The 22,352-nt window shown below is 36.8% G+C and carries 19 protein-coding genes; 11 read left to right on the top strand and 8 right to left on the bottom strand.

What is annotated here, in order from left to right; genetic code table 11:
- Positions 1 to 17 precede the first annotated feature (17 nt).
- Positions 18 to 800: an AraC family transcriptional regulator gene (locus DEU39_RS00125; protein WP_120230479.1), complete on the top strand. Its 783-nt coding sequence runs from the start codon at positions 18 to 20 to the stop codon at positions 798 to 800.
- Positions 801 to 984: 184 nt separating this feature from the next.
- Positions 985 to 1,452 (top strand): SRPBCC family protein, encoded by a 468-nt coding sequence (locus tag DEU39_RS00130; RefSeq protein ID WP_183037352.1) that lies wholly within the window; start codon positions 985 to 987, stop codon positions 1,450 to 1,452.
- 70 nt (positions 1,453 to 1,522) lie between these two features.
- Here the strand turns inward: DEU39_RS00130 and rplS are convergent, their stop codons facing one another.
- Positions 1,523 to 1,879 (bottom strand): 50S ribosomal protein L19, encoded by a 357-nt coding sequence (gene rplS / locus DEU39_RS00135; protein WP_002980648.1) that lies wholly within the window; start codon positions 1,877 to 1,879, stop codon positions 1,523 to 1,525.
- A 295-nt stretch (positions 1,880 to 2,174) separates the two neighbouring features.
- Here rplS and DEU39_RS00140 point away from each other — a divergent pair, with 295 nt between their 5' ends.
- Positions 2,175 to 4,913: a fibronectin type III domain-containing protein gene (locus tag DEU39_RS00140; protein ID WP_120230481.1), complete on the top strand. Its 2,739-nt coding sequence runs from the start codon at positions 2,175 to 2,177 to the stop codon at positions 4,911 to 4,913.
- Between the two features lie 174 nt (positions 4,914 to 5,087).
- Here the strand turns inward: DEU39_RS00140 and DEU39_RS00145 are convergent, their stop codons facing one another.
- The gene (locus DEU39_RS00145; protein ID WP_120230482.1) at positions 5,088 to 6,629 is read right to left on the bottom strand and encodes a membrane-binding protein; all 1,542 of its coding nucleotides are present in this window, start codon (positions 6,627 to 6,629) and stop codon (positions 5,088 to 5,090) included.
- A 381-nt stretch (positions 6,630 to 7,010) separates the two neighbouring features.
- On the opposite strand from DEU39_RS00145, the gene DEU39_RS00150 reads away from it, so the two are divergent.
- The gene (locus DEU39_RS00150; protein WP_062671053.1) at positions 7,011 to 7,712 is read left to right on the top strand and encodes a CoA transferase subunit A; all 702 of its coding nucleotides are present in this window, start codon (positions 7,011 to 7,013) and stop codon (positions 7,710 to 7,712) included.
- Positions 7,713 to 7,762: 50 nt separating this feature from the next.
- Here the strand turns inward: DEU39_RS00150 and DEU39_RS00155 are convergent, their stop codons facing one another.
- Positions 7,763 to 9,565 carry an ABC transporter ATP-binding protein gene (locus DEU39_RS00155; protein WP_120230483.1) on the bottom strand — a complete coding sequence of 601 codons (1,803 nt, stop codon included), beginning with the start codon at positions 9,563 to 9,565 and terminating at the stop codon, positions 7,763 to 7,765.
- A 124-nt stretch (positions 9,566 to 9,689) separates the two neighbouring features.
- Here DEU39_RS00155 and DEU39_RS00160 point away from each other — a divergent pair, with 124 nt between their 5' ends.
- Positions 9,690 to 10,343, top strand: a complete 654-nt coding sequence (locus tag DEU39_RS00160; RefSeq protein ID WP_002980639.1) for a CoA transferase subunit B — start codon at positions 9,690 to 9,692, stop codon at positions 10,341 to 10,343.
- Positions 10,344 to 10,931: 588 nt separating this feature from the next.
- Here DEU39_RS00160 and DEU39_RS00165 read toward each other — a convergent pair.
- Positions 10,932 to 11,741: a DUF4197 domain-containing protein gene (locus DEU39_RS00165; protein WP_120230484.1), complete on the bottom strand. Its 810-nt coding sequence runs from the start codon at positions 11,739 to 11,741 to the stop codon at positions 10,932 to 10,934.
- 227 nt (positions 11,742 to 11,968) lie between these two features.
- Between DEU39_RS00165 and DEU39_RS00170 the strand changes: the two genes are divergently transcribed.
- The 6 genes from DEU39_RS00170 (at position 11,969) to DEU39_RS00195 (ending at position 18,515) form a co-directional block, all read left to right on the top strand.
- The gene (locus tag DEU39_RS00170; protein ID WP_120230485.1) at positions 11,969 to 14,233 is read left to right on the top strand and encodes a family 20 glycosylhydrolase; all 2,265 of its coding nucleotides are present in this window, start codon (positions 11,969 to 11,971) and stop codon (positions 14,231 to 14,233) included.
- A 9-nt stretch (positions 14,234 to 14,242) separates the two neighbouring features.
- On the top strand, positions 14,243 to 14,884 hold the full coding sequence (locus DEU39_RS00175) for a Crp/Fnr family transcriptional regulator (RefSeq protein ID WP_062671045.1): 642 nt from the start codon (positions 14,243 to 14,245) through the stop codon (positions 14,882 to 14,884).
- Between the two features lie 264 nt (positions 14,885 to 15,148).
- Entirely contained in the window at positions 15,149 to 15,943 is a 795-nt protein-coding gene (locus DEU39_RS00180) for a sulfite exporter TauE/SafE family protein (protein ID WP_120230486.1), read from the top strand.
- Between the two features lie 82 nt (positions 15,944 to 16,025).
- The gene (locus DEU39_RS00185; protein ID WP_120230487.1) at positions 16,026 to 17,441 is read left to right on the top strand and encodes an MBL fold metallo-hydrolase; all 1,416 of its coding nucleotides are present in this window, start codon (positions 16,026 to 16,028) and stop codon (positions 17,439 to 17,441) included.
- Positions 17,442 to 17,445: 4 nt separating this feature from the next.
- Entirely contained in the window at positions 17,446 to 18,009 is a 564-nt protein-coding gene (locus tag DEU39_RS00190; RefSeq protein WP_120230488.1) for a YeeE/YedE family protein, read from the top strand.
- Positions 18,010 to 18,035: 26 nt separating this feature from the next.
- Positions 18,036 to 18,515, top strand: coding sequence for a DUF6691 family protein (locus DEU39_RS00195; protein WP_120230489.1), 480 nt, complete (start codon positions 18,036 to 18,038; stop codon positions 18,513 to 18,515).
- 59 nt (positions 18,516 to 18,574) lie between these two features.
- Here the strand turns inward: DEU39_RS00195 and DEU39_RS00200 are convergent, their stop codons facing one another.
- From DEU39_RS00200 to DEU39_RS00215, 4 genes are all read right to left on the bottom strand, one after another.
- Complete coding sequence (locus DEU39_RS00200) at positions 18,575 to 19,975, bottom strand: TolC family protein (RefSeq protein WP_120230490.1); 1,401 nt, start codon at positions 19,973 to 19,975, stop codon at positions 18,575 to 18,577.
- 1 nt (position 19,976) lies between these two features.
- A complete protein-coding gene (locus DEU39_RS00205) occupies positions 19,977 to 21,134 on the bottom strand; it encodes an HlyD family secretion protein (protein WP_062671032.1) in 1,158 nt (385 codons plus the stop codon).
- A 5-nt stretch (positions 21,135 to 21,139) separates the two neighbouring features.
- Positions 21,140 to 21,505: a DUF3302 domain-containing protein gene (locus DEU39_RS00210; protein ID WP_062671030.1), complete on the bottom strand. Its 366-nt coding sequence runs from the start codon at positions 21,503 to 21,505 to the stop codon at positions 21,140 to 21,142.
- A gap of 230 nt (positions 21,506 to 21,735) precedes the next feature.
- Positions 21,736 to 22,335: a Crp/Fnr family transcriptional regulator gene (locus DEU39_RS00215; protein ID WP_228432251.1), complete on the bottom strand. Its 600-nt coding sequence runs from the start codon at positions 22,333 to 22,335 to the stop codon at positions 21,736 to 21,738.
- Positions 22,336 to 22,352: the final 17 nt, after the last annotated feature.

The raw sequence follows: 22,352 nt of genomic DNA on the forward strand, positions 1-22,352 counted from the left end.
AGTATCAAAAATAGGACATGGCTATACTGAAGCAAAATGAAAGTTTTAATGCAGATACCCTTCACGAAAATGTAATTGGAATAGCTTCTGATATGGTATTGCATGATTCCGGTTTTCACTTTCATAAAACAAAGTCTCAGTTGTTGTATGCGCCATCAGGCTGTATGACAGTGACTACTTCTGACAGACAGTTGGTTCTTCCTCCGTTCAGAATGCTTTGGATTCCTGCCCATGAAGTTCATCGTGTGAATTTCAGAAACATTGTAGCCTACAGATCCATCTATTTTGATGAAGATTATTCCCAAAAGTATATAAAATTAGATCTGAAAGTTCTTCATGTCAACACCTTGTTAAAGGAAATTATAGAAAGGATTTGCTTTTGGGAATGGTCAGCTCTTAAAAGTGACCAAACCAATCTTTTAAACGTATTCTGGGATGAAATGCAAAGGGCTCAGGAAGAAAAACTGGAACTTAAAATGCCGCAGGACAGACGTTTTAAGAGAATCGTTGAAGAGTGGACGCTACGTCAGTCTATACCTCCAATGTTGAAAAATCTTGCAGAAAAAACCGGAGCAGTGGAGAAAACGATCAGCCGTATTTTTAAAAAAGAAACCGGACTGTCTTATCAGGATTGGAGACAGCAATGGAGGTTACAGCGGTCTATTGAACTTTTGGTGGAAGGTAATTCAATAGGAGAGGTGTCGCATATCCTTGACTTTTCATCAGACAGTGCTTTTATTGAGTTTTTCAAAAAACACACAGGTTCAACACCTTTGCAATATCTTATGAAGAATGAATAGTCTTTTTGCAACTGATTAAAGTACTGATTGTGAATCCTGTCAAGGTTTTAAACCTTGACAGGATTGTAATAATATAAAATTTCAAAAAGACTTCTATTCAAGAATTGCAATGTATATTTCTTGTCTTATGAAAAGCCTGATTCATAGTAAATTTCATAAAATTGTATTACCTAATATATATTTTATGAAAACAATGAGTACCAGTAACGTTGAGAATTACATGCATATAGTTGAGATCAACACTACTGTAGATAAAATGTACCATGCTTTGACTCATGAAATTCCTCTTTGGTGGACTGAATTGTTTGAAGGTTCATCTTCGGAGGAGGGAAATCTTTTCACCATAAGATTTGGAGATCAGATTCACAAAACAATGCGTGTGAAAGAATTAACCGCCAATGTAAAAGTTGTATGGTCTGTTGAAGACTCATTAATTGCTCTTCCCGATTTAAAGAACCAAACAGAATGGATCGGAACAACAATTGTATGGGAAATAGAGGAAAAGAAAGGGGGTTGCCAGATAAAACTTACTCATATCGGTCTGAACCCGGCTATTGAATGTTATGAGATCTGTTCAAATGGTTGGCTGCAATTTATAGGCAGTCTGAAAAAATTTCTGGAAACCGGAGAAGGAGTTCCCTATAAAAAGTAAAAAATATTGAAACAAAAAAAGAGACTGTTTACACGTAAACAGCCTCTTTTTGTATGTATTGTTGTCTGAATTATTTCTTCTTGTAAGCAGCGTCTTTGATTCTTGCTTTTTTACCTCTAAGGTCTCTGAAGTAGTAAATTCTAGCTCTTCTAACTCTACCTCTTCTATCAACTTCGATTTTTTGAAGTGCAGGCATGTTAATAGGGAATACTCTTTCTACACCTACATCACCACTCATTTTTCTGATAGTGAAAGTTTTTGTAGAACCAGTACCTCTTAATTGGATAACTGTTCCTTTGAAGAACTGAGTTCTGGTCTTTTGTCCTTCTTTAATTTCGTAATACACAGTAATTGTATCACCTGCTTTGAATTCAGGGAATTCTTTTTTCGCAATGTACTTGTCTTGTACGTACTTTAATAAATCCATTATTAATAAAATAAAATGTTAAAGCTAAGCAACTTACACGTTCTTCGTCAGAGGTTGAATAACAGGTTGCAAATGTACAAAATAGTTTTTGAATACACCAAATATTTAATGTGCTAAAAACTATAATTTTTTCATTCCGGTTTCGCTGAAAAATTAACGGTTTCTTTAAAATACCATCAGACAGAGTTTATATGGGAGTTCTACTTTTGCCCGAAGTAAAAAATCTTAGCAAGGATTTTTAAATAGTTGATTTACAATTCGAAATTCTATATGTTATTTTAAAACGAAAACGATTATGAAACATTATTTCTTCTTTTTTTGTTTCGCGGTCCAGATGGCTTTCGGGCAGGCTTTGTTCCCTTATTTACAAAACCCGACTCCGAATTCTATGATCGTCAATTGGAAAACAGCTTCCAATAATGAAACAACAGTGATCTACGGAGATTCTCCAGCGAATCTGAATGTTACCGTAACGGGAACTACCAACATCTTCTCAGATACGGGATACAACAACAATTACTATTACCACACAGCAAAGATTACTAACCTTCAGCCGAATACCAAATATTATTATAAGATCAAAACAGGAACCAGCGAGTCTGCCGTTTATAATTTCAGAACACTTCCTTTACCGGGACAGGCGGTAACTGCCAATGGAAAGATCCGCTTCCTTATTATGGGGGACAACCAGATCAAAGCAGAACCGAGATATGATACGCTTACTTTGAATGCCTATAAAAAATTAAAGGAAAAATTCGGAGCTGCTTCAGATCCGTCAGATAATATTGCGCTTACTTTTATGGTAGGTGACCAGGTAGACGTAGGTACATTGGACCATTATGAAAATGTTCACTTTAAAAAGAATATCAAATTATCACCTTATCTGCCTATTCAGACAACGGTAGGAAATCATGAAACTTACGGAACGATGGGAATGAATTCCTACTATGCCCATTTTTATATTGATGAAATCAGTTATAAAGGTATAAGCTCAGGAAATGAAAATTATTATGCCCAGCAGGCAGGAAATGTATTATTTGTAAGTTTAAGTTCTGAACATACAGGATCAGCACAGCAAACGTGGCTTCAGCAGATTTTAACGGCAGCCAACAATGATTCTACGGTAGACTGGATTATTTCTTTAAGTCACAGACCTTATCAGGCTGAGCAGTATGTGGGAGATATTTCTACATGGGTAAGAGAAAATGCCGTACCGCTTCTGGTAACTTCTGATAAATATTTAATGCACGTAGGAGCCCACCATCATTTATACCACAGAGGTCAGCTTAAAAACACACCGAATTATCAGATTATTTCCGGAGGAACTGCATGGGATCAGTATTGGGGAATGTCTAATGAACAGGATTTTGACGATGTTCAGAAAACTTTGACAGACTGGACCTATCAGATCGTGGAAGTAGATGTCCCAACCGGAAAAGTAGATGTCGAATGTTATTCAATCGGTGGAATTTACAATAAGAAAAACAATGTGTTGGTAGATTCTTTCCACAGATATAAAAATCAACCTAAACCTGCAAAACCATCCATTACCAATACGTTCTCAGGACCCATTACTTTACCTTTGACATTAAATGGAAGTGCATTTTCATCTTCTAACGGAGAGCTTTTAAATACAACACAGTTCCAGATCAGTAAAGCCTCGAACTTCTCTGTGATTGAAAAGGAATTTTACCGCGATTTTGAAAACTGGTTCGGAAAAGACGGAAACGGAACTCCTGATAAAACGAAAAACCTGAATGATGGAGTAGACATCACCAAAGCGACATTGGCAGCGAATTCTATTCCCAACGGAATCTATTATGTAAAAACACGTTACAGAGACAGAAACCTTGAGTGGAGCGACTGGAGTGATGTGAAGCAGTTCGAAATTACAGGAAGTGTAGTGTCAAATCCTACATTTACTTTAAACAAAACAGAATATGCGCAAAATGAAGCAATTACGGCTACGTTTACAGGTGGTCCGGGAAATCAGCAGGATTGGGTAGGAATCTATAAAAAAGGACAGACTCCTGCTTCTACCACTTCACAAGGTTATATTTATACGAACGGGCAGACTGCAGGAACAGTAACTTTCAATAATGGTCTGGCTACTAAAGGTCAGTATTTTGCAGGATTTTTTGCCAACAACGGCTATACAGAAATCACTCCAAGAAAAAATTTCTATGTAGGACCGAAAGTACAGCTGCAGACTACTGCTGATACGTATCCTGTGGGAGGAACCGTTACTATTAATTTTACAAACGGACCCAACTTACAGAAAGACTGGATCGGAATTTACAAAATGGGACAAACTCCGGGAACTACAGCTTCTATCAAATGGAGCTATGTAACAACTGCATCAGGAACTCTTAATTTCACAGGACTTCCAAAAGGGTATTATTATGCTCAGTATTTATTGGAAGACGGATATAACGGAATCGGGGAGAAGGCGTTCTTCAAAGTAGGAGATATCGTTACTGATCTTTGGATCAACAAACCTGTTTATACCTTGGGTGAAAATATTACGGCTTCATGGACGGATTCTCCGGGAATCATCAAAGACTGGTTGGGAATATATCCTCAGAGTGTTCAGACACCGGATGATAATTTTGTTTCTTATACCTATTTTGACGGAATAACTCAGGGAACAAAAACTATTCAGGGAACAGCAGTACCTGCAACACCGGGAAATTACTACATGGTGATGTTTACCAATGATTCCTACACAGAAGTTTCGAACAGAGTACAATTCCAGGTGGCTTCACCTACTTTAGGAACGGAAGAAACAAGAAGTACAGAGAAAAATGTAGTGTTGTATCCTAATCCAACCAAACCGGGACAGCCTACTTTTATTAAAAGTGATTATCCGATTGAAAAAATTGAATTGGTTTCAGCTTCAGGAGAATTACTGTATGTGTCGAAAAATATCAATAACCAACGTTTCTCTTTGGTGAATGAAAATCTTCCGGCAGGCGTTTACTATGTAAAAGTACACGGAAGAAAACTGTTTACTTTAAAGCTGATCATTCAGTAAGGTAAATTAAAACACAATTATAACGGAGAGGCTGTCAGCAATGATAGCCTCTTTTTTATGGATGTAAAAAAGTATAATTTTCCATAATTATCTGTGAAAATCTGTGCCCGTTTGTGGTTAAACAAAAAACGGTTCCAAAAAAATGAAACCGCCTTTGATATATAGTTGTGGTAATTAGTCAAATAAATGGTGCAGATCATCTTCGTTAATCAGCGTCTGGTTTTCGGCAGAAGCATCTTCCTCCTGAGTATCGGCCAGCGTTTTAGTTTCCTGAATGAGCTTTCCATCCATATTATAAAGTTTTAACAAGATCCATTTCCCGCTGCGTTCAAGTTCTTTAGCTCCATCCCATGTTTTTATTCTGATTTTTCCACTTTGAATAACACCTGCTTTTACAGAAGACTTATTGGCAGGCTTTCCTTTTACATACTGTGTGATTTGTGCTGTGAAGGAATAATCTTCCCCGTCTTCAGTGATAGGTTGTGTAAATGTATATAGAATAGTGCCTTTGGGATCGTAAACGGTTGCATCATAGCCTGTTTGTTTAGCGTTCAGCTTTTTTTCAAAACTCAGTTTTGTATTGTCACCCTCAAAAAAGTTTTTGATATTTATGATAATACCTTCCTTATAAACAGTTTCACTAAAACCTTCATAAGTAGTACCATTATAAGGGATACCATCTTTGTATGTTAATGTAGATTTCAGCTTTCCATCCGGTGAATAATATTTGATTTCCTGGATAAGATCATCTTTTAAAAATTGCTCGGAGGATAACTTTCCGTCTTCATCAAAATATTTACTGGTTACCTTTGAGCCTTTGTCATAAGTATCAATAGAGGAAATCTGTGAATATTCATAAGCCAGATGATAATCATCCCCGTCTATTGGATTATAAATATCATTTTCCTTATCATATTGGTATACAAGATGACCTATTTTTTTTCCCGACTCATCGTAAGTGGTTTTATAGCCATCTTTTTTATTCATTTTCTGTTCCTGTAAGATCTTTCCGCTTTTGCTATAAATGACGCCTTCTTTTACACTGCCGTCCTTTCTGTATTTTTCTATCTTAGAAATCCTCATTGGGCTGGAATAGTAATCCACCATCATATTTTCACCCGCACCGGAAGTAGTACTGCTGCCAAGATATTTCCCTTTTTCACCGTAGTATTTTGTTTCGGTATTACCGTCCTTATCAATGATAGTTTCATTTCTGATCCCTTTAATGTCATCATCATAAACGGTTGTTTTTACAGGCGTTGAGTTTTCGTAATCGACCAGAATATTAAAGACCATTCCATCTTCAGCATCCTTATAACTGAACATCTTTCCTGAAAAACTTCCGTCAGCTTTATATACCACATCTTCTGTCAGTCTGCCATTCATATCATAAGTCTGTGCCGGGCCAACCTGCTGTCCTTTGGAATAGGTGGCAAAATTCAGAACCTTTCCTTCTTCAGTATACCAGGTTACTTTTCCCTCAAAAACCTCACTGTTAGGAGTAGTGTCTGAAGCCAGTCCTTCCATTTGAAGTTTTCCGTCCTTATAGAAATCTTTGATAAGAGTAAGCTTTCCTTTAGGAATCGTTTCACGGTAATATTCCATATTGTCCTGAGTAGTTTTTTTCCAGTTTTCATCGAAATACGTTTTTTCCTGTGCGCATACATTGATGCTGAGTACCAGTGCAAGTAATGCTGAGGTAAATAATTTTTTCATGTTTTTATGTAAGCTTTGATATTTTTATATGATTAGTGAGATGGCAGATATTGAAAGAGAGCTTCATAGAGATCAAAAGAAGTGATGAGGACAGTAGTAATCTGCCATAAAATAATTTCTACATTAAAGTTGTGTTTAAATTTCCGTCGGAACTGAAAAACAGTATTTCCGGCTTTGAGAGGGCAAATATAGATGAAATTGATGAGAAATAAGATAAAAAATGAACAGACTTGTTCAGTTTTAGATGTAATGTTTTGATTATGATGTTTTTAAAAGTTTCAGATCGATTTTTAAAAAATGTATCAAATTCAGTAATGTTTCCCCTCATAGGATATACAAGAAAATTTATTAAATTTAGCCAACAGAAAAATCTAATATTTCATGATAGATAAAAGAGTAAAAAATGCAAAGGAGGCCATCGAAGGAATTAATGATGGAATGACACTGATGCTTGGCGGATTCGGACTTTGTGGTATTCCTGAAAACTCAATCAATGCTTTGGTGGAAAGCGATGTGAAAGATCTTACCTGTATTTCAAACAATGCAGGAGTAGATGATTTCGGATTAGGATTACTGCTTCACAAAAGACAGATTAAGAAAATGATCTCTTCTTATGTAGGAGAAAATGCTGAGTTTGAAAGACAGATGCTTTCAGGTGAATTGGATGTAGAACTTACTCCTCAGGGAACTTTAGCTGAAAAATGCAGAGCTGCGCAGGCCGGAATCCCAGCTTTTTACACACCGGCAGGGTATGGAACTGAAGTAGCAGAAGGGAAAGAGGTAAAAGAATTCAAAGGAAAACCTCATATTCTGGAGCACGCTTACGATGCAGACTTTTCTATCGTAAAAGCATGGAAAGGCGATCATGCAGGAAACCTTATTTTTAAAGGATCAGCAAGAAACTTCAACCACCCGATGGCAGGTGCGGCAAAAATTACCATTGCTGAAGTGGAAGAACTGGTAGAACCGGGGCAATTAGATCCGAACGAAATTCATATTCCGGGAATCATGGTTCAGAGAATTTTCCAGGGAGAAAAATTTGAAAAAAGAATTGAGCAGAGAACTGTAAGAACTAAAGAATAAGTTCAAAACAATAAAAACAAAAAGCGCTGAATCGATGTTCAGCGCTTTTTTTATGCTTGGGGAGTAAGTGTTTTTCTTTCTCCGATCTGTTGTCTCCACATGGCGTAGTACAACCCTTTTTCGTCAATGAGATTGGCGTGAGAACCCGTTTCTACAATCTGTCCGCGTTCAAGAACATAAATTTTATCAGCATGCATAATCGTACTTAAACGATGCGCAATGAGAACGGTGATCTGTTCCCTTTCTTTCGAAATGTCCTTAATGGTCGTGGTAATTTCTTCTTCGGTAATACTGTCCAGTGCAGAAGTAGCTTCATCAAAAATTAAAAGATGAGGTTTTCTCAAAAGTGCTCTTGCAATGGCAATTCTTTGTTTTTCACCGCCACTCAGCTTAAGACCTCCTTCACCAATTACGGTTTCAATTCCTTTTTCGGCTCTTTCCAATAATGCTGTACAGCTTGATTTTTGTAAAGCAATTGCTAGTTTCTCTTCCGTAGCGGATGGATTAACGAAAAGAAGGTTTTCTTTAATAGTTCCCGCAAATAACTGGGTATCCTGTGTTACAAAACCAATCTGATTTCTCAGCTCATCAAAATCAAATTCCTTTCCATTGATTCCATTGTAAAAAATATTCCCTTCCTGAGGTCTGTACAATCCAACCAATAGTTTCACCAGGGTACTTTTTCCGGAACCGCTCGGTCCCACAAAAGCAATGGTCTCACCGTTTTTAAGATCAAAAGAAATATTATTTAAAGCTTTATACTGCGCAGACTGATGCTTGAATGAAACATGTTTGAATTCCAGTTCCTCAATAGCCCCGATTTGTTTAGGGTGAAGAGGTTTTTCTTCTACCTCTTTTTTCATCAAACGGTCAAAATTCTGAAGAGAAGCTTCTGCCTCACGATAAGAAATAATAATGTTTCCAATTTCCTGCATTGGTCCGAAAATAAAGAAACCATAAAACATCAGAGATAAATACTGACCTGGTGTAACAATATTCTTAAAAATTAAATACAATAAAGTCAGAGTAATCATCTGTTGAAGAAAATTGACCATGGTACCCTGAATAAAACTTAAAGAACGGATGCTTTTCACCTTTCTCAGTTCAAGGCCAAGAATCTTATACGTATTGTTATTTAAACGGATTACTTCCTGATTGGTTAATCCTAAACTTTTAACAATTTCAATATTTCTAAGACTTTCAGTAGTACTTCCGGCTAAAGCGGTGGTTTCCGTTACAATATTTTTCTGGATCACTTTGATTCTCTTACTCAATAAATTGGTAACAATGGCAATAAAGAAAATTCCACAGATATAAACCGGCATAATAGACCAGTGTAAACGGATCGCATACACCGAGACAAAAATAATACTGACGAGAATTCCGAAGAAAATATTAATGAAATTAGTGATGAATTTTACCGTATCTTCTCTTACTTTTGTTAAAATAGACAGCGTTTCACCGCTTCTCTGGTCTTCAAATTCCTGATAAGGCAGTGCCATCGAATGCTTTAAGCCGTCTGTAAATATTTTCGCTCCAAACTTTTGAGTGATCACGCTTACCACATAATCCTGAAAAGCTTTGGCAATTCTGCTTACCATTGCAGTTCCGATAAGAAGCCCCAAAAAGTAAAAAGCCCCATGATATACAGAACTTCCGTATAAATATTCATTCAGGCTTCTGGGCAATAGCTTTTCTTTATCAAAAAAGTTGGGATGGGTAACCAGCTGATCAAGGATATTTCCTGTGATCGCCGGAGCAAATAAAGAAAAAACCTGATTGACAGTAGCCAAAAATAAAGAGATGATTATCAGCCACTGATAAGGTTTAAGATATCTAAAAAGTATTTTCATTCTATTAAAAAATAATAGAACAAAATTACAGATATTATTTTAACTAACAGTGTTAATTGTTGAATACAACAAAGCTCTTTTGTATTCAAGTGAAAATAATTAAATTGCAGTCTAAGTTTTTATTATGCTTACAAAAGAACAAATTGCCAAAAGAATTTCAAAAGAACTGAAAGATCGTTATTATGTAAACCTGGGAATTGGAATTCCTACTTTGGTTGCCAACTATGTTCCGGAAGGTATTTCCGTAGAATTCCAGAGTGAAAACGGAGTATTGGGTATGGGCCCTTTTCCTTTCGAAGGAGAAGAAGATGCTGATATCATCAATGCCGGAAAACAGACTATTACTATTCTGGAAGGAGGTTCATTCTTTGATTCTGCCTTCAGTTTCGGGATGATTCGTGGTCAGAAAGTGGATCTTACCATTCTTGGAGCGATGGAAGTTTCGGAAAACGGAGATATTGCCAACTGGAAGATTCCCGGAAAAATGGTAAAAGGAATGGGAGGTGCGATGGACCTTGTAGCTTCTGCTGAAAATATTATTGTAGCCATGATGCACGTAAACAAAGCAGGAGAAAGTAAAATTCTTAAAAAATGTACACTTCCTTTAACGGGTGTAAACTGTGTGAAAAAAGTAGTTACTGAATTAGCCGTTCTGGATGTAACTCCGGCAGGATTCAAGCTGGTGGAAAGAGCACCGGGAGTTTCAGTAGAAGATATTATCAAAGCAACAGAAGCAGATCTGATTATTGAAGGAGAGATTCCTGAAATGCAGTTCTAATCTGATAATAAATAAAAAAGTTTCGGCCTCACAAAGTGAGGCCGAAACTTTTTAAAGACGACATCGGAACTCGCAGCGTCAAAAAAATAAGTCCTGTGAACGTTAAGAAAATTCTCCTGTCCGAAGCGCGAGGCAAAATCAGAACCGATAAAGAAATAATGATTTGCGCAAGTTTAGAATTTTTAGAGAACAGGAATTATTTTTAGCGAAGAGATCCAGGTCTTGAATTTTTGTTTCTTTTGTTTTAAGACAAAAGAAAATAATACAATAAAAAACGGTCCTTTCTTCATTTAGACACAAACAAATAGTTCTATTTACTACCTAAAACTGACATTGGAACTCGCAGCGTTAAAAAAATAAGTCCTGTGAACGTTAAGAAAATTCTCCTGTCCGAAGCGCGAGGCAAAATCAGAACCGATAAAGAAATAATGATTCGCGCAAGTTTAGAATTTTTAGAGAACAGGAATTATTTTTAGCGAAGAGGTCCAGGTCTTGAACTTTTGTTTCTTTTGTTTCAAGACAAAAGAAATTAAACATAAAAAAACTGCTTCATCATGAAACAGCTTTATATATTTAGTCTAATCTTATTTATTTCCCATCCTGCGCTCCAAAAACCTTCTGCAAAATACTTGTAGTTCTCATGGCAGGTGTATTTCTGATTCCGCTTTCCTTATCTGCTACCATTTTAAAAACTCCATTAATGGTTTCTGTAGTAACATATTCGTTAAGATCTGTAGTAACAGCCTGTCCGGTAAACGTATTATATTTTGAAATCAGGTTTTTCCAAAGGGTGTCAGCACCTACTTTCCCTAAAGAAGCTTTTACTTTGGGTTGAAAGGCATTGAACAGCTGAGTCTGGGTTTTTCCCTGAAGATAACTTGTTGCGGCGTTATTACTCCCTAATAAAATGTTTTTGGCATCTGTAATCGTCATAGAAGTAATAGCATTTGTAAAAATAGGTGCAGCTTCTGTTACGGCATCTTCAGCAGCTCTGTTTAACAATTTTACGCCTTCGTCAGCAAGGCTTCCCATTCCGATGGAACGTAGTGTTGTATCAATTTTTCTTAATTTTTCAGGCATTAAAATCTTTACGGCTTCATTCTTGAAAAAACCATCCGTTACCGCTAGTTTTTTTACTCCATCCGTTACGCCCATACTTAAGGCCTCTTTTAATCCTGAAGAAATCTGACTTGAAGTAAGGTTTCCAATATTGGCAGATGAATTACCTGAAGTGGTAGTCGTCGTCTTAGTAGAAGTTACCGTACCATTATTTTTAACAGGAACATTAAGATCTACACCTGTTTTGTCTTTAACAGCAGATTTTATAATATCAAAAATTTGTGCCTGAGCTGATAAAGAAAATAATAAAGCGGCTGCCAGAAAAATATTTTTTTTCATCTTATTTTTTTACAAATTTAAACCTTTAATTTTTTTAAGTCGACTACATTGATCAAAAAGCAAACCACAATATCCCATATTTAATAGAATAATATCTATATAGAATGATTGAAAACTGTAAATTATTCATTTTACAGGAGTCTGAAATAGGGTATTTAATTTGTTTTTAAAAAGGCTCAAAGAGTTTTGAAAAATAATTATCTTAGCTCAAACCTTAACCCCATCTCATGATACGGACTTTTCTAGTACTCTTTGTATTGATTTCAAACATGATTTTTGCCCAAAATAAATTAAATCTAATCCCTTATCCTCAAAAAGTTCAACTTTTACAGGGTGAATTTGCAATACCAAAAGCTTTCGTATTAAGTGGTGATCTGCCAAAAGAGGAAACAGAATATTTCAAAAAGAGAATAGGTTCTCAGGTGGAATTTCAATATGCTAAGAAGGGTGGTGAAATTCATTTAACGAATTCTATAATTCCTCAGGCATCAGGAGCAGATTCTGAACAGAAAAAAGAGTATTACTCCATAGAAATTTCTCCAAAACAGATACATATAAAGTCTTACACTAAACAAGGATACTTTCTGGCTCTTCAAACTTTGATCCAGCTTATTGAACAGTATAAAGAAGGAAAGAATATTCCGGCTATGAAAATCGAAGATCAGCCGAAATTTGCATGGAGAGGAATGCACCTGGATGTCTGCCGCCACTTTTTCACAGTAGATGAAGTGAAGCAGTATATAGATTATCTGGCGATGTATAAACTGAACACTTTCCATTGGCATTTAACGGATGATCAGGGATGGAGGATTGAAATCAAAAAATATCCTAAGCTTACTCAGATCGGTTCAAAACGTAAAGAATCCATGATTGGAGCCTATGTGGATAACACGTTTGATGGAAAACCTTACGGTCCTTATTTTTATACACAGGAACAAATAAAAGACGTGGTGAAATATGCTCAGGACAGACACATTACTGTGGTCCCTGAAATTGAAATGCCTGGGCATGCTTTGGCCGCACTGTCTGCATATCCTGAACTGGCATGTACCAAAGGTCCTTTTGAACCTGCTACAAAATGGGGCGTTTTTGATGATGTTTTCTGCCCGAAAGATGAAACTTTTACGTTTCTTGAAAATGTTCTGGATGAGGTAATCCAATTATTCCCTTCCCGATACATTCATATTGGAGGTGATGAGTGCCCGAAAACAAGATGGAAGGAATGTGCGCACTGCCAGGAGCTGATTAAGAAAAATAATTTAAAAGATGAACACGGCTTACAGAGCTACTTTATTCATCGGATTGAAAAATATGTTAACAGTAAAGGGCGAAAAATCATAGGCTGGGACGAGATTTTAGAAGGCGGATTAGCTCCCAACGCCGCTGTGATGAGCTGGACAAGCGTGAATGGAGGTATTGAAGCTGCAAAATCAAAACACTTTGCCGTCATGACTCCTGGTGCCTACTGTTATTTTGACCATTATCAGGGAGATCCACAGTCTGAACCTAATGCTTTTGGAGGATTTACGCCTTTAGAAAAAGTATACGCTTACAATCCTGTTCCTTCCGAACTGAATGCAGAGCAGGCTAAGTACATCATGGGTGTTCAGGCGAATCTGTGGACAGAATATATTTTAGATTTTAAGCAGGTACAGTACATGATTTTCCCAAGATTAATGGCACTTTCTGAAGTAGTATGGGGAACATCAGATCCTAAGAACTATAAAGAATTTGAAAACAGAGTGATTAACCAGTTTAAAGTTCTGGATGGTATGAAGGTCAACTATGCAAGAAGCATTTATAACATCACCGGAAAAGTAATTCCTTCCAATAACGGCATTGCTTATGAACTGTCTACTTCGCAGAATTCAAACGGTATCCGATATACGCTGGATGGAACAAACCCTTCCATCAATTCTAAAACGTATCAGACGGCAGTTGAGATTCCTAATTCTTTAACCATTAAATCAGCTTATTTTGAAGAGGGGCAGTTGAAAAGTGCCGTGTCTACACAGCAATTTATCATTTCAAAGACTACCGGAAAAAAGATAACTTTAGAACAACAACCTAGCGAAAACTATTCTTTTGGAGGTGCTTTCACCTTAGTAGATGGTATTATCGGAAATGTAAAAAAACTGGGTAAAACATGGCTGGGCTTTCAGGGAAAAGATGTAGTGGCAACAATAGATTTGGGGCAGAAAACAACTTTTTCAGAAGTGTATTTCAATACCCTTGAAAATAAAGGAAGCTGGATTCATCTGGCTAAATCTGCAAAGATTTTTGTTTCTGATGATAATAAGAATTTCAAACTGATTAAAGAGATCGGCACGCCTGAAATTCAGAAGGCCGGCGGAAAAATCAAAGTGAATGTAGGAACGCAGAACGCGAAATATCTGAAAGTAACTATTGAAAATGCAGGCATTATTCCGGCAGGAAATCCTGGTGCAGATTCCAAAGCATGGCTGTTTGTTGATGAAATTGGCGTAAATTAGAATAAAAAAATGCAGAACGACACGATACTTTCTTCAGAATTCTCATCATCACCAGAATTGGTAGAAAAACTGTATCAATATGGTATAACGAAGAATTACCATCAAGGAGATATTATTCTAGATGAAAATGCTTCCATCCGTTCCATTCCTATTGTGATGAAAGGAATGCTGAAAGTGATCAGAACAGAAGAAGACGGACGTGAAATTTTATTATACTACATCAAAGCCGGAGAAAGCTGTATCATGTCTTTTCTGGGCGGTATGCATAATGAAAAAAGTATTGTAAAAGCAGAGATAGAAGAGGATGCAGAAATACTTTTCTTACCCGTAGACAAAGTTTCTTTATTCATCAAAGAACATCCGGAATGGCTGGATTATATCTTCAGACTGTATCATAAAAGATTTGAAGAGCTATTAGATATCATCAATGCCATCGCTTTCAAAAAAGTAGACGAAAGACTTCTCAACCTATTGCAGAAAAAATCTGAACTCACCGGCTCTGAAACCATTCATACCACTCATGAGCAGCTTGCCAATGAGCTGGGAACCGCAAGAGTAGTGGTGTCAAGACTTTTGAAGCAACTGGAAGAAGACGGAAAACTCATGTTAGGCAGAAATAAAATCACCCTCCTGAAAGCCCTGAACTCATAAATTCTCTCTCAATTTAATCAAAAATACTCATATTTCTCTTTCTTGGAAGGGTGGCAAAAGTTCAAAGAATTTTTGACGGGGTAGTTAAAGTCATTGCGAACCAAAGGTGAAGCAATCTCAAAGAAGCGGAATTACTCTAAATTCTTTGTGTCCTTTGTGAAACCATTAGTCTTCATTTGTGTTAAAAAATCTCCTTATGTAACAAAAGTAGCTGTAGCTTTCTTTCCGCATTCCCATTTTTGCATCAGAATTAGTTGAATAAAAATGGAAATTATAGGATATGCAGCCGCAGTTTTAATAGGAGTTTCTCTCGGTTTAATAGGAGGTGGAGGAAGTATTCTCACGGTTCCCGTACTTGTTTATCTCTTCGGGATTGATGCTTTTCTGGCAACAGAATATTCTCTCTTTGTAGTGGGAATCAGCAGTCTTGTAGGCTCTGTATCCTATTTTAAAAAGGGATTGGTTAATTTTAAGATGGCTTTGGTATTCGGACTTCCTTCGGTAATTTCTATCTTTCTGACCAGAATATATCTTCTTCCTTTAATTCCTGAAAACGTATTCCAGATACAGAACTTTACGGTTACCAAAAATATTTTTTTACTACTGATTTTTGCAGGCTTAATGATTCTGGCTTCCTATAAAATGATAAAAAGAAATTCTTCAGAAGAATCTTTAGAATGCATTACGAATAAGAATAGTGCTTTTCTGGCAGCAGGACAGGGTTCAATAGTAGGTGTTTTAACTGGATTGGTAGGAGCAGGAGGCGGTTTTATGATTATCCCGGCATTAGTGAATCTATTAAAAGTGCCCATGAAAACTGCAATAGGAACTTCCTTAATGATTATTTCTTTCAATTCTTTAATCGGTTTCCTCTCTTCAGTAAACCAGGTGAAAATAGAATGGAAACTGCTGGTTTCTATTACGGTGATTGCTGTTGCAGGAATTATAATGGGCTCAAAACTATCAAAAAAGATAGACGGCAAAAAACTGAAACCTGCATTTGGGTGGTTTATCCTGATCATGGGTATTTATATCATTACGAAAGAAATCTTCCTTTAATGTTCTTATGTAACAAAAGTAGCTGTACGGGAAAGCAGAAAGCTGGAAATTTGTATCAGATAACAAATCAAAATAAAATAAAATGAAAATAGAACAGATTTATACAGGATGCCTTGCACAGGGTGCTTACTATATTACTTCAGCCGGCGAAGCCGCAATTATTGATCCTTTAAGAGAAACACAGCCTTATATCAACAGACTGAAGGACGATGGAGTAGAATTGAAGTACATCTTTGAAACTCATTTTCACGCAGATTTTGTCAGTGGACATCTGGATTTAAGCCTTAAAACCGGAGCTCCAATTGTTTATGGACCGACAGCCAATCCCGAGTTTGATGCTGTTATTGCAGAAGATGAACAGATATTTGAACTAGGAGATATTAAAATTAAAGTTCTTCATACACCAGGACACACGCTTGAAAGTTCGTGTTATGTCTTGATTGATGAAAATGGTAATGAAAAGGCTCTTTTTAGCGGTGATACCTTGTTCCTTGGAGATGTAGGCCGTCCTGATCTGGCACAGAAAGGAGCAAATATGACTCAGGAAGAGCTGGCAGGTCTTTTATATGATAGTTTGTATCATAAAATTCTGCCTTTACAAGATGATATTACGGTTTATCCCGCTCATGGAGCCGGTTCAGCCTGCGGCAAAAATATGCAGAAAGAAACCGTAGATACATTGGGAAATCAAAAAAGAACCAATTATGCCTTGAATCAAAAGGATAAACAGAGTTTTATACAAGAAGTAACAGATGGGCTTTTGCCTCCGCCAGCTTATTTCGGAATGAATGTGATGATGAATAAAAAAGGGTACAGTAGTTTTGATGAAGTACTTTCAAAAGGGTTGCACGCTCTTTCTCCTGAACACTTTGAGGAAATTGCTGAAGCCTCAAGTGCTTTGATTTTAGATGTAAGATCCAATCGTGAATTTGCCAAAGGTTTTATCCCACAGTCTATCAATATAGGATTGGATGGTGATTTTGCCCCGTGGGTAGGAGCTTTAATTGCTGATGTCAGCCAGCCTATTCTGCTGGTTACTGAAAAAGGATATGAAGAAGAAGCGGTAACTCGTTTGAGCAGAGTAGGATTCGATCATATTTTAGGTTTTCTGGATGGAGGTTTTGAAAGCTGGAAAAAAAGCGGAAAAGAAACAGACTTTGTCAATCGCATCTCTGCGGAACAGTTTGAAAGTGAAATCAAAGAAAAAGAAGCCAAAATCATTGATATAAGAAAAGAAAGTGAATACAACGCAGAACATATTCATGAAGCTTACAGCAAACCTCTGGCCTATATCAACGAATGGATTCATAAGATAAAACCAACAGAACATTTCTACATGCATTGTGGTAGCGGTTACAGAAGTACAATGGCAGCAAGCATCCTTCAGGCAAGAGGATACAGAAACTTTTCAGAAATTGAAGGAGGTTTTAAAGCAATTAGCTCTACAGAGATTCCTAAAAGTGATTTTGTGTGTCAGACTAAAATTTTAAATAAATAAAAAAATGTTAGAAATTATAAAAGAACCCTGGCCTTGGTATGTTGCCGGACCATTGATTGGACTTACCGTTCCTGCTTTATTGATTATGGGAAATAAATCCTTTGGAATCAGTTCCTCGCTGAGACATATCTGTGCAGCCTGTATTCCTGCCAATGTAAATTTTTTCAAATACAACTGGAAAAAAGAGGCCTGGAATTTATTTTTTGTACTGGGGATTTTCTTCGGAGGATTGATTACATCCCAATTTTTAGTGAATCCTAATGAAATAACAGTCAATCCCAATCTGAAAGCAGAATTGGCAGGATATGGAATCACAAATTACAGTAATCTGGTTCCGGAACAACTGATGAATTTCGAAAGCCTGTTGACCCTGAGAGGATTTATTATGATGGTAGTGGGTGGGTTTTTGGTTGGTTTTGGAACAAGATATGCGGGCGGATGTACGAGCGGTCATGCAATCATGGGACTTTCCAACTTACAGTGGCCTTCTTTGGTGGCAACAGTCTGTTTTATGATTGGTGGCTTTTTAATGGCTAACCTTATTTTGCCTATCATCCTTTCCCTATAAGTATAATTTAAAAAGAGAATTGCATTATGATCAAAGAAAAAGAACAATATATATATACCACTTGTGTAAACGAAAGTACGGCTAACCATCCATGGTATCACAATCTGAAATACCTCGCCGCTGGAATTATTTTCGGGATTATTTTTGTGAAAGCAGAAGTGATCAGCTGGTTCAGGATACAGGAAATGTTCCGTCTGCAGTCTTTCCATATGTACGGAATCATTGGAAGTGCCGTATTGGTAGGAATGATTTCAGTGTGGCTGATTAAAAAATTTAAGGTAAAATCAATTGATGGGGAACCTATTACTCTTACCCCTAAGACGTTTAATAAAGGTCAGATCTATGGAGGATTGATATTTGGTTTTGGCTGGGCCATTACTGGAGCCTGTCCCGGACCTCTTTTTGCTCAGATTGGAACAGGAGCTTTAGCAGTATCTGTTACTTTGTTAAGTGCAATTGCCGGAACATGGGTATATGGATATTTCAGAGATAAACTGCCTCATTAATATCAGATAAATTATAAAAAAGACTGCAGAAAAAATCTGCAGTCTCTCAAGTATAAAAATTATGAATAAATGAAGTTCTCCGCACCTAAAGCCATATAAAGATTTATACGCTCTATTCTGTACTGAAGTTCCAGATTGATGAGGTTCATTTCATTTTTCAATAGGTCCCTTTGTTTACGAATCAGTACAAAACTGTTGCTGGTACCGACCTTTATTTGTTTTTCAGTAAGAGAAATATTGTTTTTCAGTTCATTGACAGCATTAGTTGTATAAGTCATCTGTTTTTCAATAGAACGGAGATTTGCTAAAGAAGATTCCACTTCGTTCAATGCATTCAGAACAGCTTTAGAATATTCTTCAACGACTTGTTTCTGCTGAGAATTTTTTACTTCTACATTCTTTTTAAGCTTTCCACCATTGAATAGAGGAGAAACTAATCCTCCGCCCACTTTTATTAAAGGGTTGGAAAATAAAGAATTAATAGATTCCACATTACTTCCTGCACTCCCAAGCGATGAGCTTATATTTAAGGATGGAAGTCTTGCCGCTTTAGCTTCCTGTACTTCATAAAAAGCATTTTCGATCTGGAAATGACTCGCCTGTATGTCTGATCTGTTTTCAAGAAGCTCCAGAGGAAAAGATGCAGGGATACTGCTTTTTACAGTATTAAAGAAATTCTGGGTTGCCAGTTTTCCCTCCGGATACTTTCCGGTAAGAAGCTCCAGAGACCTTCTCGACTGCATATTGGCATTTTTAATCTTTTCAAGATAACCCTGCAGGGAAATAATTTCGGCAGAAATATTGGACACATCAATAGCATTTGCCGTTCCAACTTTCTTTTGAATAATGTAGAGTTTTTCCAGGTCTTTGGTCTTCTGAATATAGCTTTCAATCTTATTTTCCTGAATGTTTCCTGCAATATTCAGAAAATAAGCTTTGGCAATCATTCCTGCAATAGACTGATGCAGCAGTGTATTCTGATGTTTTGCAGAAAAATAGCTGCTGGTGCTGGCCATCTGTGAAGATTTATTTTTGCCCCAAAGGTCAATTTCCCAATTGGCTTTTAACGCAAGACGCTGAACCTGGCTGCCACTAACCAGATTATTCGAATTGTTGGCTACAGCACTTACGCTTGGATAAAGGTCGCTTCCGGCAATTTCCATTGCCAGCTCAATCTGGTTAAGCTTTTCTCTGGCAATAATCAGATCTGCATTATACAACATTCCTTCATTAATCAAAGCTTCAAGCTGTGAGGTCTTAAGATCATTGATCCAGTCATAGGAAATTGATTTTGAATTTGCTTTTCTGTCAAAAATCCAGTCATCCGGAATTTGTATATGAGAAGCAATTTCACTTTTTTCTTTCAGCTCATTTATATTTTCCTTCGTAGCTTCTTTATAACCGATGCATGAGCTTAAGCTTACAGTGAGCACGCTCAATAAAATTAACTTTTTATACATGTTAATGAAGTTTAGGAATCAGGAAGTTGATTTTACTGTTGATTCGCACCATTACTTTTCTGATAAGATGAAGAGGTTTAATATGATCAGAATAGATCACAGCCATTCCTCTTGCTCCCACTGTAAGTTGTTTCTGGTTATCTTCCAATACAAACTTGGCAATCAATTTTCCATCGGTCTCAGGTAATTGTCTTGCCGTATCAGGAAGTCCTGCCGTAGAACCATTTCCACCCAGCATTCCTCCTGCATTATTCATGATTCCCTGGCTTGTAGCATCAATTACATATTCAAGTTTAGCTTTTACCACTTTTCCAGGTTCTGTTTTAAGAGCAAGCTCTACTTCATTTCCATTTTTTACAGATTCAAGCTCGTTCTGAGCAAAAAATCCAATAACTGACTGCTGCTTCTGAATCAGAACAAATGCTGATTTGAATGGAGCCATAATAGCTCCTTCATTCAGCTGTACATTCGGAATTATCCCATCTGTTGGTGCTAAAACAACGGTCTGGGAAAGATTCCATTTTGCCTGATCCAGCTTAGCCTGAATCTCAGATACTGATGAATTTTCTCCGCCATAAGAAGCATTGGACTTTGTTTCCAAAGACTGCTGTTGTGATTGTGCAGCACTGATTCTTGACTGAAGATCGCGGACATTCGTGATCGCCTGTTCAAGATCGAACTTGTTGGCTGCTCCTGCCTGTACAAGCTCCTGATATTGCGCTACTCTTTTGTTGGCTAGATCAAGCTGAGACTGTAATGCAGAAATATTTTTTCTGGAAGCCGAAATATCTGCATCATAAGAATGTACAGTAGCTTTCATACTGCTCAGCTTAGCTTCCAGTGATTTAATTTCCTGTATATAAGGTTCCCTGTCAAGTACAAATAAAGTATCTCCCTTTTTTACTTCCTGGTTGGTACTCACATATACTTTTTTCACCTTTCCCAAAACCTGCGTAGTAATATCCACACTTCTGTTTCCCACCTTTACATCAGAGGTAATAGGGCAATAATAATTTAAACTTAATATCAAAGCGATAGATCCGAAGATAGGCAATGAATATACGATTACCTGTGTGGTAAATGTCCACGGGATCAGTTTTAATTTTTTAATAAGAAGCCAGCATATTCCGGCATATATTGCAACTAGTAATTCCAGCATGTTTTTTAATTTTCGATAGGTTTTAATTCTTCTTCAGGCAAATCTGTGTTGTCTTTCTCTCTTTCAGGAGCCGTCTGGTTTCCATAGTCATAGTTGGCCCAAATTAAGGCAACCGGCCATAAAAGACCGCCAAAGATCAGAGAAAGAAGACACATACTTTTGATAGCATTCAGCTGGGGATGGTTTTTCTTTTCTGCTACTTTTTCCGGGTAAATATGAACTTTCCAGAAGAGATAAATCCCTGCAATAGGCAATACAAATAAGATAAGCCAGGATGCTCCGTCGGCTATTTTGTCTTCAACATTGCCTGTAGAGGCCTGCACAAAATTGCATGCTAATAACAGGCAGAGAATGGTGGTTATTCTTTGCATAAATTGGTATAAAATGGTAATAAAATGTTGACTTAAGAAAATACAGATTAATACCCGGATGAAAACCCGGACATTCACATACTACTCTTTTAAGATGTAAAGACTATTCTATAAGATGTATTGCTTGGAAGATGATTATATTTTTTTTCATTTGGTTTTTTTATTGGTGAAGAACAAGTTTTTGACCGGACAAAATTATACTGAACAGAATAATTAAAAATATTCTTAAGTTATTTTTTTCCTTGATTCTTTTTTTTATTGTCACGGGCAGTTATACGGGAAAGAGAATTAGGGGTAATACCCAAAAAATTGGCAATATACTTTCTGTTTGCATTTTGACACACAAACGGATGGCTGCTCAGGAAATCTTCATAGCGGGAAAGCGGAGAACTTTTGCAAAACTGTTCTGTACGTGCGGATAAGATGCTGATAATCTGCTTTAAAGATTTTAAGTACAAATTGTAAATTCCTTTATGCTGAAATGCAGTCTGCTCAAATTCGCCTTTATTAAAAAGAAAAATTTGAGAATCAATGACAGCCTGTATGGTATATTTTTTTGTGCCTTCCGGGGAATAAGATTCCGGGCTTTCCATAAAAGCAACCTCTTTTTCTGAGGGCAGAAAAGTATTGATTTCAACTCCGTTTTCATCATCAAAGAAAAATCTCAGAAGACCACCTGTCAATATAAATAAATGGTTAAATGGCTGGCCAGGCTCTAAAAGTTTTTCTTTTTTCCGAAGAAGTTTGGGAGTACTGATGCTTGCAAGGACCTGTATTTCTTCATCAGATAATTCCTTAAAGCAATCCATTCTTCTAAACGTTTTAAACATAAATATTCATTATAATA

Origin of the sequence: Chryseobacterium sp. AG363 (assembly GCF_003610675.1) — a bacterium.
Classification (GTDB): Bacteria; Bacteroidota; Bacteroidia; order Flavobacteriales; family Weeksellaceae; genus Chryseobacterium; species Chryseobacterium cucumeris.

Excerpts from the sequence above, each read along its gene's own strand:
- DEU39_RS00125 (WP_120230479.1), top strand. The coding sequence starts at position 18 with ATGGCTATACTGAAGCAAAATGAAAGTTTTAATGCAGATACCCTTCAC.
- DEU39_RS00190 (WP_120230488.1), top strand. The coding sequence starts at position 17,446 with ATGTTAGAAATTATAAAAGAACCCTGGCCTTGGTATGTTGCCGGACCA.
- DEU39_RS00195 (WP_120230489.1), top strand. The coding sequence starts at position 18,036 with ATGATCAAAGAAAAAGAACAATATATATATACCACTTGTGTAAACGAA.
- DEU39_RS00175 (WP_062671045.1), top strand. The coding sequence starts at position 14,243 with ATGCAGAACGACACGATACTTTCTTCAGAATTCTCATCATCACCAGAA.
- DEU39_RS00155 (WP_120230483.1), bottom strand. The coding sequence starts at position 9,565 with ATGAAAATACTTTTTAGATATCTTAAACCTTATCAGTGGCTGATAATC.
- DEU39_RS00205 (WP_062671032.1), bottom strand. The coding sequence starts at position 21,134 with ATGCTGGAATTACTAGTTGCAATATATGCCGGAATATGCTGGCTTCTT.
- DEU39_RS00130 (WP_183037352.1), top strand. The coding sequence starts at position 985 with ATGAAAACAATGAGTACCAGTAACGTTGAGAATTACATGCATATAGTT.
- DEU39_RS00140 (WP_120230481.1), top strand. The coding sequence starts at position 2,175 with ATGAAACATTATTTCTTCTTTTTTTGTTTCGCGGTCCAGATGGCTTTC.
- DEU39_RS00210 (WP_062671030.1), bottom strand. The coding sequence starts at position 21,505 with ATGCAAAGAATAACCACCATTCTCTGCCTGTTATTAGCATGCAATTTT.
- DEU39_RS00160 (WP_002980639.1), top strand. The coding sequence starts at position 9,690 with ATGCTTACAAAAGAACAAATTGCCAAAAGAATTTCAAAAGAACTGAAA.
- DEU39_RS00170 (WP_120230485.1), top strand. The coding sequence starts at position 11,969 with ATGATACGGACTTTTCTAGTACTCTTTGTATTGATTTCAAACATGATT.
- DEU39_RS00165 (WP_120230484.1), bottom strand. The coding sequence starts at position 11,741 with ATGAAAAAAAATATTTTTCTGGCAGCCGCTTTATTATTTTCTTTATCA.
- rplS (WP_002980648.1), bottom strand. The coding sequence starts at position 1,879 with ATGGATTTATTAAAGTACGTACAAGACAAGTACATTGCGAAAAAAGAA.
- DEU39_RS00215 (WP_228432251.1), bottom strand. The coding sequence starts at position 22,335 with ATGTTTAAAACGTTTAGAAGAATGGATTGCTTTAAGGAATTATCTGAT.
- DEU39_RS00185 (WP_120230487.1), top strand. The coding sequence starts at position 16,026 with ATGAAAATAGAACAGATTTATACAGGATGCCTTGCACAGGGTGCTTAC.
- DEU39_RS00150 (WP_062671053.1), top strand. The coding sequence starts at position 7,011 with ATGATAGATAAAAGAGTAAAAAATGCAAAGGAGGCCATCGAAGGAATT.
- DEU39_RS00200 (WP_120230490.1), bottom strand. The coding sequence starts at position 19,975 with ATGTATAAAAAGTTAATTTTATTGAGCGTGCTCACTGTAAGCTTAAGC.
- DEU39_RS00145 (WP_120230482.1), bottom strand. The coding sequence starts at position 6,629 with ATGAAAAAATTATTTACCTCAGCATTACTTGCACTGGTACTCAGCATC.
- DEU39_RS00180 (WP_120230486.1), top strand. The coding sequence starts at position 15,149 with ATGGAAATTATAGGATATGCAGCCGCAGTTTTAATAGGAGTTTCTCTC.